The organism is Teichococcus aerophilus (assembly GCF_014490485.1).
In the GTDB taxonomy this organism is placed as follows: domain Bacteria; phylum Pseudomonadota; class Alphaproteobacteria; order Acetobacterales; family Acetobacteraceae; genus Pseudoroseomonas; species Pseudoroseomonas aerophila.
Genome location: NZ_JACTVA010000045.1, coordinates 1 through 13,380 on the forward strand (window position 1 = coordinate 1; position 13,380 = coordinate 13,380).

16 protein-coding genes and 1 pseudogene are annotated in these 13,380 nt (G+C 68.7%); 9 read left to right on the top strand and 8 right to left on the bottom strand.

Annotation, left to right across the window (positions count from 1 at the left end; genetic code table 11):
- The 4 genes and pseudogenes from IBL26_RS19630 to dmeF all read left to right on the top strand — a co-directional run.
- Positions 1–388, top strand: a pseudogene (locus tag IBL26_RS19630) (hypothetical protein); the annotation flags it as partial.
- A 12-nt stretch (positions 389–400) separates the two neighbouring features.
- Complete coding sequence (locus IBL26_RS19635; RefSeq protein ID WP_187786208.1) at positions 401–688, top strand: RNA-binding S4 domain-containing protein; 288 nt, start codon at positions 401–403, stop codon at positions 686–688.
- Between the two features lie 196 nt (positions 689–884).
- Positions 885–1,166 carry a metal/formaldehyde-sensitive transcriptional repressor gene (locus tag IBL26_RS19640; protein ID WP_187786209.1) on the top strand — a complete coding sequence of 94 codons (282 nt, stop codon included), beginning with the start codon at positions 885–887 and terminating at the stop codon, positions 1,164–1,166.
- Between the two features lie 7 nt (positions 1,167–1,173).
- Positions 1,174–2,091: a CDF family Co(II)/Ni(II) efflux transporter DmeF gene (dmeF, locus tag IBL26_RS19645; protein ID WP_187786210.1), complete on the top strand. Its 918-nt coding sequence runs from the start codon at positions 1,174–1,176 to the stop codon at positions 2,089–2,091.
- Between the two features lie 402 nt (positions 2,092–2,493).
- On the opposite strand, the gene IBL26_RS19650 is transcribed toward dmeF, so the two are convergent.
- On the bottom strand, positions 2,494–3,174 hold the full coding sequence (locus tag IBL26_RS19650) for a methyltransferase domain-containing protein (RefSeq protein WP_367615470.1): 681 nt from the start codon (positions 3,172–3,174) through the stop codon (positions 2,494–2,496).
- A 201-nt stretch (positions 3,175–3,375) separates the two neighbouring features.
- On the opposite strand from IBL26_RS19650, the gene gloB reads away from it, so the two are divergent.
- The 4 genes from gloB to IBL26_RS19670 are packed head-to-tail and all read left to right on the top strand — an operon-like array spanning position 3,376 to position 5,771.
- A complete protein-coding gene (gene gloB, locus IBL26_RS19655) occupies positions 3,376–4,107 on the top strand; it encodes a hydroxyacylglutathione hydrolase (RefSeq protein WP_187786212.1) in 732 nt (243 codons plus the stop codon).
- Positions 4,100–4,720, top strand: a complete 621-nt coding sequence (locus IBL26_RS19660; RefSeq protein ID WP_367615471.1) for a glutathione S-transferase family protein — start codon at positions 4,100–4,102, stop codon at positions 4,718–4,720. Before gloB ends, IBL26_RS19660 begins: the two co-directional genes overlap by 8 nt.
- On the top strand, positions 4,720–5,166 hold the full coding sequence (locus tag IBL26_RS19665) for a cupin domain-containing protein (RefSeq protein ID WP_367615473.1): 447 nt from the start codon (positions 4,720–4,722) through the stop codon (positions 5,164–5,166). The genes IBL26_RS19660 and IBL26_RS19665 overlap by 1 nt, the downstream gene beginning before the upstream one ends.
- The gene (locus tag IBL26_RS19670; protein WP_187786214.1) at positions 5,163–5,771 is read left to right on the top strand and encodes a class I SAM-dependent methyltransferase; all 609 of its coding nucleotides are present in this window, start codon (positions 5,163–5,165) and stop codon (positions 5,769–5,771) included. Before IBL26_RS19665 ends, IBL26_RS19670 begins: the two co-directional genes overlap by 4 nt.
- 81 nt (positions 5,772–5,852) lie before the next feature.
- Here the strand turns inward: IBL26_RS19670 and IBL26_RS19675 are convergent, their stop codons facing one another.
- From IBL26_RS19675 to IBL26_RS19685, 3 genes are all read right to left on the bottom strand, one after another.
- On the bottom strand, positions 5,853–6,374 hold the full coding sequence (locus tag IBL26_RS19675) for a pyridoxamine 5'-phosphate oxidase family protein (RefSeq protein ID WP_187786215.1): 522 nt from the start codon (positions 6,372–6,374) through the stop codon (positions 5,853–5,855).
- A gap of 281 nt (positions 6,375–6,655) precedes the next feature.
- Positions 6,656–7,090 carry a PaaI family thioesterase gene (locus tag IBL26_RS19680; protein ID WP_187786216.1) on the bottom strand — a complete coding sequence of 145 codons (435 nt, stop codon included), beginning with the start codon at positions 7,088–7,090 and terminating at the stop codon, positions 6,656–6,658.
- Positions 7,091–7,121: 31 nt separating this feature from the next.
- Positions 7,122–7,871, bottom strand: a complete 750-nt coding sequence (locus IBL26_RS19685; protein WP_187786217.1) for an aspartate/glutamate racemase family protein — start codon at positions 7,869–7,871, stop codon at positions 7,122–7,124.
- A gap of 346 nt (positions 7,872–8,217) precedes the next feature.
- On the opposite strand from IBL26_RS19685, the gene IBL26_RS19690 reads away from it, so the two are divergent.
- The gene (locus IBL26_RS19690) at positions 8,218–9,000 is read left to right on the top strand and encodes an FkbM family methyltransferase (protein WP_187786218.1); all 783 of its coding nucleotides are present in this window, start codon (positions 8,218–8,220) and stop codon (positions 8,998–9,000) included.
- Between the two features lie 329 nt (positions 9,001–9,329).
- On the opposite strand, the gene IBL26_RS19695 is transcribed toward IBL26_RS19690, so the two are convergent.
- The 4 genes from IBL26_RS19695 to IBL26_RS19710 all read right to left on the bottom strand — a co-directional run bounded on the left by IBL26_RS19695 (position 9,330) and on the right by IBL26_RS19710 (position 13,348).
- Positions 9,330–9,875 (bottom strand): DUF4893 domain-containing protein, encoded by a 546-nt coding sequence (locus IBL26_RS19695; protein WP_367615472.1) that lies wholly within the window; start codon positions 9,873–9,875, stop codon positions 9,330–9,332.
- A gap of 107 nt (positions 9,876–9,982) precedes the next feature.
- Complete coding sequence (locus IBL26_RS19700; protein WP_241749584.1) at positions 9,983–10,894, bottom strand: ABC transporter ATP-binding protein; 912 nt, start codon at positions 10,892–10,894, stop codon at positions 9,983–9,985.
- The gene (locus IBL26_RS19705; protein ID WP_187786220.1) at positions 10,891–11,961 is read right to left on the bottom strand and encodes an ABC transporter ATP-binding protein; all 1,071 of its coding nucleotides are present in this window, start codon (positions 11,959–11,961) and stop codon (positions 10,891–10,893) included. Before IBL26_RS19705 ends, IBL26_RS19700 begins: the two co-directional genes overlap by 4 nt.
- Positions 11,962–12,445: 484 nt before the next feature.
- A complete protein-coding gene (locus IBL26_RS19710) occupies positions 12,446–13,348 on the bottom strand; it encodes a bestrophin family protein (RefSeq protein WP_187786221.1) in 903 nt (300 codons plus the stop codon).
- Positions 13,349–13,380 lie beyond the last annotated feature (32 nt).

Consider the following 13,380-nt stretch of genomic DNA (forward strand, 5'->3'; position numbering starts at 1 on the left):
CACCGACGCCGCGACGCAGCAGCGCCCGCCCCGCCGGGACGGCCGCCCCAACCGCGGCCCCCGAGACGGCAACCGGGACGGCAACCGCGCCCCCCGCCCGCAAGAGGGCCAGCCCGCCGAGGCACGCGACGCGACCCCCCGCCCGCCCCGCGAAGGCCGCCCCGAGTTCCGCCAGGGCGACCGCCCGCGTGGTCCGCGGGATGGCAACCGGGACGACCGCAATCGCGGCACGCGCGATGACCGCCCGCGTGGCGGCAACCGCGACCGCGACCAGCGCGGCGGCGGCAACGAGGGCCGGACCTACAGCTTCGATGCGCCGAAGCCTGCCAAGGCCGACCCGGACAGCCCCTTCGCGGTGCTGGCCAAGCTGAAGCTCGGCAAGGGCTGAGGCTTCTCCGGCGTGGCGGAAACCGAGGACCGTGACTGGCAGCGGTTGGACAAGTGGCTGTGGTGCGCCCGGGTGGCCAAGACCCGGGCGGAGTGCAGCCGCTTCGTCGAACGCGGCAGCATCCGCCTCAACCGCCAACCGGTGGATAAGCCGCACGCCAAGCTGCGCCCGGGCGATATCCTGACCCTGGCCTTCGGCCGCGCGGAAACCGGGGTGGTGCGCGTCTGGCGGGTGGTCGCCCTGGCCGAGCGGCGCGGGCCGGCCCCCGAGGCGCGGACACTGTATGAGGAAGTGAGCTAGAGCATACCCGGGTCAGGCGGAATGGCCTGGCCCGGTGAAGACGCTCGCAAGACCAGGCAGCCAGGGCTGGCAGGCGAGCCCATGCCAACCCTACGGACTCTCCCCCCATCGCGGCCGGGGCTATCGTGTTGTCGCGGATGGCCCGTGCTCGCCTCGTCCTTGCCGCGCGCCAGCAGATACCCTACCTGGGTATGGTATGTCCCATCTCAGCTCCTCCCAACAGAAGCAGGATCTGCTCAACCGCGTGCGGCGCATCGCCGGGCAGATCGAGGCCGTCGAACGCGCGCTGGCGGATGACGCCCCCTGCGCCGTCACTCTGCAACGCGTGGCAGCCGTGCGCGGGGCCATCAACGGCCTGATGGATGAGATCGTGGAGGAACACCTGCACGACCACGTCGCCCGCCCTGGCCTGACCGACGCGGAACGTGCCGCCGGGGCCGAGGAACTCGCTGTCGTCATTCGCCGCTATTCCAAATAGGTCCACCATGACCCAGCAAGCCGCCCATGCGCACGACCACGTCTTCCTCGGCCACGCCCATGACGAGAATGCGCGGCGTACCCGCTGGGTCGTCGCGCTGACGGCCGTGACCATGGTGGCGGAGATCGTCGCCGGCTCGGTCTTTGGCTCGATGGCGCTGCTGGCGGATGGCTTCCACATGGCCACCCATGCCGGTGCCCTGGCGGTGGCCGCCGGCGCCTATGCCTTCGCCCGCCGCCATGCGCATGACCGCCGCTTCAGCTTCGGCACAGGCAAGGTGGGAGATCTGGCGGGCTTCGCCTCGGCCATGGTGCTTGGCCTGGTGGCGCTAGGAATTGCCTTGGAATCCGGCATGCGGCTGCTGGAGCCACGCGAGGTCGCCTTCGGCCAGGCGACGCTGGTGGCCGTGCTGGGGCTGGCGGTGAACCTGGTCAGCGCCCTGATGCTATCCGGTGGCCACCACCACCATCATGGCCCGGGCGAAGATCACCACCATGCCCATGCCCATGGCACGGACAACAACCTGCGGTCCGCCTACCTCCATGTGCTGGCGGATGCGCTGACCTCGGTCCTGGCCATCGTGGCGCTGCTGGCCGGCCGCTATCTGGGCTGGGTGTGGCTGGACCCGCTGATGGGCGTGGTTGGCGCGGTGGTCATCGCCCGCTGGTCCTGGTCCCTCATGCGGCAGACCGCCGCCGTGCTGCTGGACACGTCCAACCCCGCCCTGGAAGCCGAGATGCGCGAGCATGTGGAAGGTCCGGGCGATGCCCTGATCATCGACCTGCATGTCTGGCGGGTCGGGCCGGAAGCCCATGCCGCCATTGTCAGCGTCACGGGCACGCCGGATGCCGGCACCATCCGCGCCCGTCTGGCGCCCGTTCACGAACTGGCGCATCTGACAGTGGAATGCCAACCGGCTTCATGAATGGTCTGAGGTTGTACTCTGAAGGCTGGGAAGTGATCACCCGCGCCTCTTCCCCGCGCGTTTCGCGTCAGGGCGGATCGACATGCAGCCGCGGGCAGAAAGGCTGGGGAAAGAATTCCCCAGGCCCCTTCTTTTTTTCTCCGAGTCTTTTGGGTGTGAATACCGGGGGGGCGTCGGCCATTCCGGGCCAGGCCGGAGTACGCCGAAGGTGCGTGACCGCCGGAGGCCGATCATTCAGCCCGGATGGCTCACGTCCTTGCTCATGGCCGCACCCGCCAGTCTGAAGCCCCACGCCAACTGACAGAAAAAGATGGGGTTCCAGGGGAACTCTTTCCCCTGACCTTTTCTCCCCCGCCGAATGTCGATCGGCCCCAGGGTTATGGGCTTCAGGCCGCAAAACCCCTACCTCTCCTCCCGCTCCTCGCCCGGTGAGAAGCGCATCGCCGCCGGCATCAGCACGCGCCGGCCTTTGGCGGGCAGGGCGTTCACCGGCATGGCGCCGAACATTTCCTTGCGGGCTTCCACGATGGCCACGCCGGCGAAGCGCGGGGCCAGGGCGCGCCCGGCGCGTTCCCAGATGCCGGCGCCGCGCAGCAGCAGCCGGGTGCGGAAGGGCGGCACGAAGAGCGCCACCCGACGGCGCTCCACCGTGAACATGGTGCGCTCCAGCAGGCGGGAGAGCTGGCCGGGGGAATAGGGGCGGCCCTGGCCGAAGGGGGTGGTATCCAGGTGGGCCCAGACGCCGCGCCTGTTGGGCACCACCACCAGCAGGCGGCCATCCTCCTTCAGCACGCGCCACACCTCGCGCAGCAGGCGGCGGCCGTTCTCAGCGGTCTCCAGCCCATGCACCAGCAGCACGTTGTCGAAGGAGAAGTCCGGGAAGGGCAGTTCCGTCTCCTCCACCAGCGTGGCCAGGTTGGGCTCGCCGCGCGGCCAGGGCAGCACGCCGGCCTCGGCGGTGCCGGCGGCCAGGGTGCGTTCGGCATGGTCCCGCCACAGGCGCAGGTAGGGGTTGGCATGGCCCAGACCCAGCACCTGCCGCCCGGTCAGGTCCGGCCACATTTCCTGCAGCCGCGCGCGCAACAGCCGCGCCGCCACCCGGCCGGTGGGCGATGCGTAAAAATCCCGGTGGGGGAATTCCCGTTGGGAATGTTCCCGGTGCTGGACCTCCCGCCGATGGGACTCGGGGGGGGCGTGGACCTCCGCGCGCATGCACCCGATATAGGGAGGGAAGCGTGACCTGACACGTCCTTCCTGCGGGACGATGAAGAAGAGGACGATGCGATGACCGTGACGGTCCAGGCAGTGCCCTGCCTTTCCGACAACTACGCCTGGCTTCTGCGGGATACCGCCACCGGCACCGTGGCCATCTGCGACCCGGGCGAGGCCACGCCGATCATCGCCGCACTGGACGCCGCCGGTGGCCGCTGCGACCTGATCATCCTCACCCACCACCATGGGGACCATGTGAACGGCGTGGATGAGGTGCGGGCCAAGTACGGCGCCAAGGTCATCGGCGCGCAGGCGGATGTGCACCGGCTGCCGGCGCTGGACCAATCCGTCATCCCCGGCGACACCATCAAGGTGGGGGAGACGGAGGCGCAGGTCATCGACAGCCCCGGCCATACGCTGGGCCACGTGGCCTACCACTTCGCCGATGGCGACGTGCTGCTGTGCGGCGATACCCTGTTCTCGCTGGGCTGCGGCCGGTTGCTGGAGGGCACGGCGGCCGACATGTTCAAGGCGCTTTCCCTGCTGAAGCCGCTGCCGCCAGAGACCCTGGTCTGCGCCGGGCATGAATACACCGAGAGCAATGCCCGCTTCGCCGTGACGGTGGAGCCGGAGAACGAGGCTTTGCGCCGCAAGGCCGAGGCCGTCGCCGCCGCCCGTGCCGCCGGCCAGCCTACCCTGCCGGTGACGCTGGGCGAGGAGATGCAGACCAACCCGTTCCTGCGCGCGGCGACGGTGGAGCGCCTGGCCGAGATCCGCAGCGCCAAGGACAATTTCCGTGGCTGAGCCCCTCAGCCAGCCGACGCTGCGGCTGTTCTATTCCTCCGGCAGCCCCTTCGTGCGGAAGGTCATGATCTGCGCCATCCTGCGCGGGCTGGACAAGCGGCTGGAGCTGCTCACCACCAACCCGCATGTCAGCCCGCCGGAGCTGCTGGCGCAGAACCCGCTCTCCAAGGTGCCGTGCCTGGTGCCATCGGACGATCTGCCGATCTTCGACAGCCGGGTGATCTGCGAGTACCTGGACAATCTCGGCACCGCCTCCCCCCTCTTCCCGGATCCGGGGCCGGAGCGGACAGGCTCCCTGGTGCTGCAGGCGTTGGGGGACGGCATCATGGATGCGGCCGTGGCCCGCCGCATCCAACAGCCCTGGCCGCGGGACGAGGGCCGCCAGGCCTTCGACGCCCGGCAGAAAGCCGCCATCGACCGCTCGCTGGACTGGCTGGAGCAGTACCCGCCGGGGCCGTTGCGCGACATCGGCAGCATCGCCGTCGCCTGCGCGCTGGGATACCTGGATTTCCGCTTCGGCGCGGAGCCCTGGCGCGACAGCCGGCCCAGCTTGGCGGCATGGTTCACCAAGGCCGCCAGCCATCCCGCCATGGCGGAGACGGTGCCGGCGTGATTCCGCCGGACCTGCGGGACCCTGCCTTGCCGGCGGCGGCGGTGATCGCGGCGCTGGGCCTCGCCCCGCACCCGGAGGGCGGCCACTACCGCGAGATCTGGCGGGACACACCCGCTGGCGGCGGCCGTGGCAGCGGCACCGCCATCTACTTCCTACTGGCAGCCGGTGAGAGCAGCCACTGGCACCGGGTGGACGCTACGGAATGCTGGCACTGGTATGCCGGCGGCCCGCTGGCGCTCTCCATCTCGGATGGCCAGGGCGTCGAGGAGAAACTTGTGGGGCCGGATCTGTCCGCCGGCCAGCAGCCCTTCGGCCTTGTGCCACAGGGTTGGTGGCAGGCGGCGCGGCCGCTGGCGGGCTGGACGCTGGTGGGCTGCACCGTCAGCCCGGCCTTCGACTTCGCCGGGTTCGAGCTGGCGCCGCCCAGTTGGCAACCCGCGCCATGAGCGACAGCCAGGCCTGGGATGCCCGCTACGACGCCCAGCCCTGGATGTTCGGGCAGGCGCCCAACCGCTACCTGGAAAGCCTTGCGGCCCGCCTGCCGGCGCGGGGCGAAGCCCTGGCGCTGGGCGATGGGGAGGGCCGCAACGGACTATTCCTGGCGCGCCATGGCCTGGCGGTGACGGCGGTGGACTGGTCCGCCACCGGCATGGCGCGCGCTTCCGCCTGGGCGGCGGCGGAGGGGGTGGCGCTGCGCACCGAGACTGCCGACCTGACGCAATGGTCCTGGCCGGAAGCGCGGTTCGACGTCATCGCCTGGATCTTCCTGCACCTGCCGCCGGAGGACCGTGAAGCGGTGGTGGCAGGCGCGCTGCGCGCCCTGGCGCCCGGCGGCCTGCTGGTGCTGGAGTGTTTCTCGCCCGCCCAGCAGGGCCGCCGCAGCGGCGGGCCGCGCGATCCCGCGCTGCTGTGGACGCGCGAGCTGGCGGACAGCGCCTTCGCGACGCTGGATGTCCTGGAATGTCTGGAGGGCTGCGTGCATCTCGATGAAGGCCCCAAGCACCAGGGACCCGCCGAGGTCGTACGCGGGGCATGGCGCAAGCCCGGCTGACGCCACCACCCGCACGCAGAAAAGGCCGGGAAATTCATTCCCCGGCCTCGCTGCTTCCCCGGGCTTCATGCTTCCCTGGCCTTAGCGCCCGGTGAACCCCACCTTGGCATTCTCACCCGAATGGGCCGGCTTGCCGGTGGCCAGCGCCTTGGCGTAGCCGAAGGCAAAGGTCAGGTTGGACGAGATGGCGTCCCAGTACTCCGCCTGCTCGATCTGCACCGCGATCAGCGCGATGCCATCGCCTTCCGGGCCTTCCGGCAGCCAGGTGCGCAGGTCCTCGGTCCAGAGTTCCTTGTTCTTCGCCTTGTCCCGCACCACCCGCGCAGTGCCGGAGACGGAAACGAAGTCCTGCCCCTTGGGGTCGGAGTAGCCCAGCAGCACGTGCCGGTCGCTTTCCAGCTCGGCAATCTTCGGGCTGTCGTCGCGGGTGAAGAACCAGAGCGTCTTGCCGTCCGCATCGGGCTTCTGCGCCCGCATCGGCCGGCCATGCAGGTGGCCATTGGAATCCGTCGTCACCATCATGGCGACCTGGATGTCCTGGATCATCTCGCGCACCTTGATGCGCATCTCATCCTCGTTGCGCGGCGGCTCGGCATTGGCCATGGCGATGTCTCCCTGCTGTGTCAGGGAAGGAACGGCCCGCCCGTCATCCGGTTGCGCCTGCGCTCCCTGGCCGCCCGGCAGCGTGAACCATGCCCCTGAAAGCCACGGGAGGTATTTCAGACCTATGCTCGAGCCGATGTCGTCCGCGCTCGGCCGATCCGGTCCGCAACGATCAAACCCTGGAGCATGATGCGGTCACTATCGTGCACGCAGCCTGCTCTCAGCCTCTATCTGATCGCGTCATTCAGGCCTTTCGGTGCCTCCACCTCAGGCCATCACGCCTAGGTGGCCGGGCTGCCCTCGACCGTCTCGCTGCCCTTGCGCCAGCGGTGGGTGGAGCTGCCGAAGGCCACCATCTCGCCCGCCGCGTTGAACACCTCGGTACGGACGAAATAGATATTGCGGCCGTGCGAGACCATCTTCGCCTCCGCCACCACCCGCCCCGCCGGCACCTGGCCGGTGAAGCGGCAATCCAGGTCGATCGTCACCGCCTTGCGGGTGTTGCCGGGCACGCTGCACCACAGGCCGCACATGCCCGCCGCCTGGTCGATGATCGACAGGATGGCGCCGCCATGGACGATGTTGCTGCGGTTCATGTGGTCCGGCCCCGCCAGCATCACCATGCGGGCAAAGCCTTCGCGCCACTCATCCACCTCCATGCCCAGCAGGCGGTGGTAGGGCGCGGAATGCTTCACGGGATTCGGGTCGCTGGACATGACATTTGGGTGCCCGGCGTGGAGGCTGCCGTCAAGAGCCCTCGGCCCGGCGGGGATGCTCCAGGCAATGCGCCAACGCCTCCGCCAGCCCCAGCGTCGGGGCCGGTCCCGGTGGCGGGGCAGGCTGTCGGCGCCCGGGCTGGGCCGCGACTTGCAGCAGGCATTCCAGGCTGTCCAGCACCGGCACGGCCACCAGCGGCTGCAACCGGGGCACCAGCCCGGCCAGCCCGGCGCCACCCAGCACCACCACCCCGGCACCCTGCGCCACCGCCTGGGCCGCGGCATCGGCCAGCAGGCCCAGGGCGCGCTCCGGCTCCCGCGCGATCATGTCACCGGTGGGGGTGACGGCGTGGACCCGTACGCGGTCCCGGCCCAGGCCGCGCAGCAGGCAGAACTCCTCCAGCATCGGCACCCAGGCGGTGCCGCCGGTCAGCAGCGCCACGCGCGGCGCCATCTCCAGCGCCAGGTCCAGGCTGGCATCGGCCATGCCGGTGACGGGAACGGCCGAGATCTCCCGCGCGGCCGCCAGGCCGGGGTCGCCGAAGCAGGCGATGGCCACGGCATCCACCTGTCCCTGGTGCTGCGCCACCGCCTCCAGCACCGCATGGCCGGCGATGGCCGCGGCGGCGCGACTGGCGATGTAGCGGGCGCCGAAGCGCGCCGTCGCCGCCACCAGGGTCACGGCCGGCAGGCCCAGGCGCGGCAGGGCCGTGTCTGCCAATGCGGCCATGCGGGCGGTCATGGCCGTATCGGTATTGCCGTTCAGCAGCAGGATTCGCATCGGTCTTCCTCTGGCGCACGCAAGCTCTGGGGCAGGCAAGCTCTGCGGCACGCAGGCGGCAGAGTGTCACGGACCCGCCTGCCGGTCATGCCCAGGCTGGGCGGACGTGGCGGCCTGAATGCCTTACCGGCCGGGCGTACCGAATGCCCTCGGCAACATCGCCCGTTCCAGACACAATAGCGCGCGCTCCATAGCATCTCGGGTATCTGGTCTATAAGACTTGAGAAAAAGATGGCCAAAGCGAACCAAATCAACAGGCCAAATCTGTAACGCTGACCGGCTTTTACGCTCCGATACATCGCCATGTAAATCGAAGCGTACCGGCGCCCCTGGGAGAGATTGATCCATGAGCCTCAAGCGACAGGCCGCGAACTTGCTGGAGCGTATGTCCGGCAACCTGATCATCCCCGCCCACGAGCTGCACCTGCTGCCCGAGCGGCTGCACCTGCGGCGCCTGTTCGATTATCTCGACATCGATTGCGTCTTCGATGTCGGCGCCAATGCCGGACAGTACGCGACGATGCTGCGCGAACAGGTCGGCTATCGTGGCCCCATCATCTCCTTCGAACCCATCCCTGAGCTCGCCGCCTCTCTGCGCGAACGCGCCGCGCAGGACCCGGATTGGCACATCGAGGCCATGGCACTGGACCGGGAAGCCGGCACGGCCACCTTCCACGTCATGCGCGAGAACGAGTTCAGCTCCCTCCGCCGCCCGGCCGGAAACCAACCGGGGACCTTCGCCGCCGCCAACGACATCGTGCGCGATATCCAGGTCGAACGCTCCACCGTCCAGGCGCAGATGCAGCGCTGGCAGACCCAGCTCGGCTTCAAGCGCCCCTTCCTGAAGATGGACACCCAGGGCAACGACCTTGCGGTGATGGAAGGCGCTGGGGACAGCCTGGCCGCGTTCGCCGGGCTGCAAACGGAGCTGGCCATCCTCCGCCTCTATGACGGCTCGGCCGATTTCGCCGCCACCCTCTCCGCCTGCCAGGACAAGGGCTTCGTCGTCAGTGCCTTCGTTCCCAACAACGAAGGCAAGTTCCCGGTCCTTGTCGAAATCGACTGCATCCTGATCAACAAGGCACTCGCACCGGCGGATGTGCAGATCGGGACCGGCGCGGCGCATTGAGGGCGGTGCTGTGGCCGGCAGGAGACGGGACTATTTGTGGGTAGAAGACAAGGCCGGGGAAGGAATTCCTCGGTCCCGTTCTTTTTTCTGCGAGTTAAGCGTCACGGCTCGGGACTGAGAGCGGACGCTTCTTGATGCATTTAATATAGGCCGCGCGGGCTGAACCGTCAGTCGCCGGAGGTCCTGGACCTCCGCGCACCCAGCCGTGTCTCAGGACCGAACCTGCCAACAGCCACGCCAACAAAACTCGAACAAAGAAAAGATGGGGTCCGGGGAATTCCTTCCCCGGCCTTCTCCCCGTGCGACAAAAAAGCGGTACCCCGCCCCCTTCAGCGCCGCAGATCGAGAATGGAGAAGGAGCGTCCGCCCCGGTCCAGCAGTTCCAGCCGCAGATGGCGGGAGGAGACCGGGACCAGATAGCCCACCTGGTTCCGCTCCGGGTCCTGGCCGTAGCGGTAGGGTTGCTCGTTGTCCCCCCAGGCTTCGGCACCCGCGTATCCCAGCCGGGTCTCGCCAATGTCGTAGAAGGTGCCGGAGGTGCGCTGGGAGCCTGTCAGCTTCTCCAGCCGCAACCCGGCGGCATCGTCGGTGATGCGGCAGCGGAACTCGGCATAGACGACGACGGCGAGGTACTTGCTGAACTGGATGGAGCGGCAGCGCCAGTCGCCCGCCATGGCGGCGGGGGCCAGCGCGGTGGCCTCGCCTTGAAGGGCGCGTTCCAACTGGTCCACGTCGGCGGGATCGCCCTCGGCACGGGCGGTGTCGATGGCCCGGAAGCGGGTGTGGGCGAACGCCTCCAGCCCCTGCCGGTCGGTGTCGGAGAGCGTGTTGGGAAAGCTGCCCTCGGCCAGGGCGGCGCCGGCCGTGAGGGTCACGGCCAGGCTTGCCATCAGGGCGGCGCGGCGAAAGGACGATCCGTTCATGCCGTCTGGTTTACCGACCTGCCGGCAGGCTGCCCAGCGGTGCCAGGCAGCCCCCGCGTTCAAGCTGCCGAGAGGGCCCAGTGGCCTGGGTCCACTTCCCGCAGCACCGCGCCCGGCGGCGGCGGCACCAGGTCGTAGGGAATGCGGCGGCGCAGTGCCTCCCGGTCCGGGTCCGGGATCGGCGCGGCGGAGATCAGCGCCTGGGTGTAGGGGTGCTGCGGATTCGCGAAAACCTGCTCCGTGCTGCCCATTTCCACGATCCGCCCGCGCAGCATCACCGCCACCCGGTGGCACAGGTGGCGCACCATGCCGAGGTCGTGGGCGATGAACAGATAGGCCATCCCCAGCTCCTCCTGCAGGTCCAGGAACAGGTTGACGATCTGCGCCTGGATGGAGACGTCCAGCGCGGTGATCGGCTCATCCGCCACGATCAGCTTCGGCCCCAGCGCGATGGCCCGCGCGATGCCGATGCGCTGCCGCTGCCCGCCGGAGAACTGGTGCGGGAAGCGGTCCATGAATTTCGGGTCCAGCCCGACCTGCCTGAACAGCGCCGCCACCTTGTCCCGCTTGTCCGACCCGCCGCTGACCAGCCCGTGCGTCTGCAACGGCTCGCCGACGCTATCGCCCACGCGCAGGCGCGGGTTGAGCGAGGAGAACGGGTCCTGGAACACCACCTGCAGCTTCTTGCGGATGGGCGAGAGCTGGCTGCTGGAAAGCTTGCCGATCTCCTGCCCCTCGAAATGCACCTGCCCCGCCGTCGGCTCCTCCAACCGCAGGATCAGCCGGCCAGTGGTGGATTTGCCGGAGCCGGATTCGCCCACCAGCCCCAGCGTCTCGCCATAGCCGATCTCGAACGAGACGCCGTCCACCGCCTTCACGGTATGCGTCGGCTTGCCGAACAGGTTCTTGCTGGTGTGGAAGTGCTTGGTCAGCCCATCCACGCGCAGCAGCGGTGCGGCCTTGGCGTTCATGCGGCTTCTCCTGCGGCAGCGGGCACCGCGCCCGTGGGGTTGGTCAGCAGTGCCTGCGGCAGGTCGTACCAGGCGGCGACGAGGTGCCCCGGCGCGGCATCCCGCGCCTGCACCAGCGGCGGCACCTCCCGGTGGCAGCGCTCGGTGGCGAAGGGGTTGCGCGGGGCGAAGGGATCGCCCGGCGGCGGGTTGGTCATGTCCGGCGGCGCGCCGGCAATCTGCTGCAGGCGCGGGCGCTTCTTGGCCTGGCCGGGGGTGTGCGTCTCGTACACCCGCCCCTCGCTATGGTCGGGCAGGGAGCGCAGCAGGCCCCAGGTATAGGCGCTGCGCGTATCGTTGAAGACAGCGCGGGAGGGCCCGCGCTCCATGATGCGGCCGCCATACATGACCTGCACGTTGTCCGCGAGGCCGGCCACCACGCCCATGTCATGCGTGATCCAGATCATCGCCATGCCCAGCTTCTTCTTCAGATCCTTCATGAGGTCGAGGATCTGCGCCTGCACCGTCACGTCGAGCGCCGTGGTCGCCTCGTCCGCGATCAGCAGCTTTGGCTCGCAGGCGACGCCGATGGCGATCATGGCGCGCTGGCGCATGCCGCCGGAGAACTGGTGCGGATACTGCGTCACCCGCTTCTGCGGCTCCGGAATCCCCACCAGATCCAGCAGCTCCACCGCCCGCGCCTTGGCGGCCTTGCGGGACATCAGGCCGTGGCTGGTAATGGCCTCGGCAATCTGCGTCTCCACCGTCAGCACGGGGTTCAGCGAAGTCATCGGGTCCTGGAAGATCACACCGATCTTCTTGCCGCGGATGTCCCGCAACTCGCCTTCCGGCATGGTCAGCAGGTCGCGCCCCTCGAAGATCACCTGGCCGCCGGCGATCCGCCCGGGCGGCTTCGGGATCAACCCCAGCATGGACAGCACATGCACGCTCTTGCCGGAGCCGCTCTCCCCCACCACGCCCAGCGTCTCGCCCGGTTCCAGGGCATAGGTCACCCCGCTCACCGCATGGACGGTGCCGCCCCCCGTATCGAAGCGAACCGTGAGGTCCTTCACCTCCAGCAATGGCATGGGCAACTCTCCGGCAAGATTTATATGAGAGTGATTCTTATTATCGTTCGCATGTGGATGGCAAGGCTATCTTGCGGGATGGTGGGAAGTCGGCCTGGAAGTGGCTTCGGTACCCCGCGCCTTAAGCCTCGCCTGAGTGTGCCGGGGAATTTGGACGTGGAGACGCGGACTACAGGCTGCGCGAGCGTGGGTGGCCGGTGTGGAAAGGCCGGGGAAGGAATTCCCCGGACCCCATCTTCTGTTTTCGAGCTTGGCATTGGCGCTGCAGGACTGAGAGCGGACGCTGCTTGATGATTTTAAATATGGGCAACAAGGGCTGAACCGTCAGTCGCCGGAGGTCCTGGGACTCTGGCGCACCCAGCCGTCTCTCAAGCTCAACCCTTCAACAGCGACAGCCCAAAAACTCGAAAAAGAAAAGAAGGGGTCCGGGGAATTCCTTCCCCGGCCTTCACTCCATCCATCAAAGCCATACGCGAAGCAACCGCTAACCCAGATAATACCGTACCGGCACCAGCGGGGCCGGCAGGTCTGTCTCGCCACTGGCGGCGCGCAGCTCGATCTCGACCATGCGGGTCATGGCGTCCAGCGGCAGGTCGTTGGGTTCCTCGCCGAAGGGTTCTTCCAACTGGTCGCCCAGGGCATCGAGTCCGAAGAAGGCGTAGGCCAACAGGGCCGCCACCAGGGGCGTGCCCAGCCCCATGGCGCTAACCATGCCGAACGGTACGAGCAGGCAGAACAGGAAGGCCGTTCGGTGCAGTAGCAGGGTGTAGGCGAAGGGCAATGGCGTGGTGACGATGCGCTCGCACGCCGCCTGCACTTCGGAGAGGCCGGTGAGCCGGGCTTCCAGGCCGCGATAGAGGATGTCGGTCAGCGCTCCGTCGCGCCAGGCGGCCACCAGCTCGGCATTCATGGCGCGCAGGATGGCGTCGGGCGGGTTGGGGCTGGTTGGCAGCGTGGCGGCGATGGCGGGCGGCAGCCAGGGCGTGGCGGCGGCCACCACGTCCCGCTTGCGCAGCCGGGCGCACAGGGCGTGGGTGTAGCCGATGCCCAGCCGCAGCAGCACCGGGCGCGGTCCCAGCAATGCGCCTGCCTCCCGCGCCAGGCCGCGCATCTCGATGATCAGGCGGCCCCATTGCTTCCGCCCTTCCCACCAGCGGTCGTAGCAGGCGTTGTTGCGGAAGCCGAGGAAGACGGAGAGCGCCAGGCCGAACAGCGCGAAGCCGCCCAGCGGGAATTCCGGCATCACATGCGGCCAGCGCCGGTCGATCAGCACCACCACGGCGCCCAGCAGCGCCACGGCGATGACGCGCGGCGCCACGATGGGCACGATGGAGCCGCGGAGGATGAACAACAGGGCCCAGGAATGCGGCAGGGAACGCAGGATCATGCAAGGCTCTTCAGGGCGTGACCGTTGCAGGC

What these genes read in the sequence shown, in the direction of transcription:
- IBL26_RS19640 (WP_187786209.1), top strand. Translation starts at nt 885, where the DNA reads ATGTCCCATCTCAGCTCCTCCCAACAGAAGCAGGATCTGCTCAACCGC.
- dmeF (WP_187786210.1), top strand. Translation starts at nt 1,174, where the DNA reads ATGACCCAGCAAGCCGCCCATGCGCACGACCACGTCTTCCTCGGCCAC.
- gloB (WP_187786212.1), top strand. Translation starts at nt 3,376, where the DNA reads ATGACCGTGACGGTCCAGGCAGTGCCCTGCCTTTCCGACAACTACGCC.
- IBL26_RS19670 (WP_187786214.1), top strand. Translation starts at nt 5,163, where the DNA reads ATGAGCGACAGCCAGGCCTGGGATGCCCGCTACGACGCCCAGCCCTGG.
- IBL26_RS19675 (WP_187786215.1), bottom strand. Translation starts at nt 6,374, where the DNA reads ATGGCCAATGCCGAGCCGCCGCGCAACGAGGATGAGATGCGCATCAAG.
- IBL26_RS19680 (WP_187786216.1), bottom strand. Translation starts at nt 7,090, where the DNA reads ATGTCCAGCGACCCGAATCCCGTGAAGCATTCCGCGCCCTACCACCGC.
- IBL26_RS19685 (WP_187786217.1), bottom strand. Translation starts at nt 7,871, where the DNA reads ATGCGAATCCTGCTGCTGAACGGCAATACCGATACGGCCATGACCGCC.
- IBL26_RS19690 (WP_187786218.1), top strand. Translation starts at nt 8,218, where the DNA reads ATGAGCCTCAAGCGACAGGCCGCGAACTTGCTGGAGCGTATGTCCGGC.
- IBL26_RS19700 (WP_241749584.1), bottom strand. Translation starts at nt 10,894, where the DNA reads ATGAACGCCAAGGCCGCACCGCTGCTGCGCGTGGATGGGCTGACCAAG.
- IBL26_RS19705 (WP_187786220.1), bottom strand. Translation starts at nt 11,961, where the DNA reads ATGCCATTGCTGGAGGTGAAGGACCTCACGGTTCGCTTCGATACGGGG.
- IBL26_RS19710 (WP_187786221.1), bottom strand. Translation starts at nt 13,348, where the DNA reads ATGATCCTGCGTTCCCTGCCGCATTCCTGGGCCCTGTTGTTCATCCTC.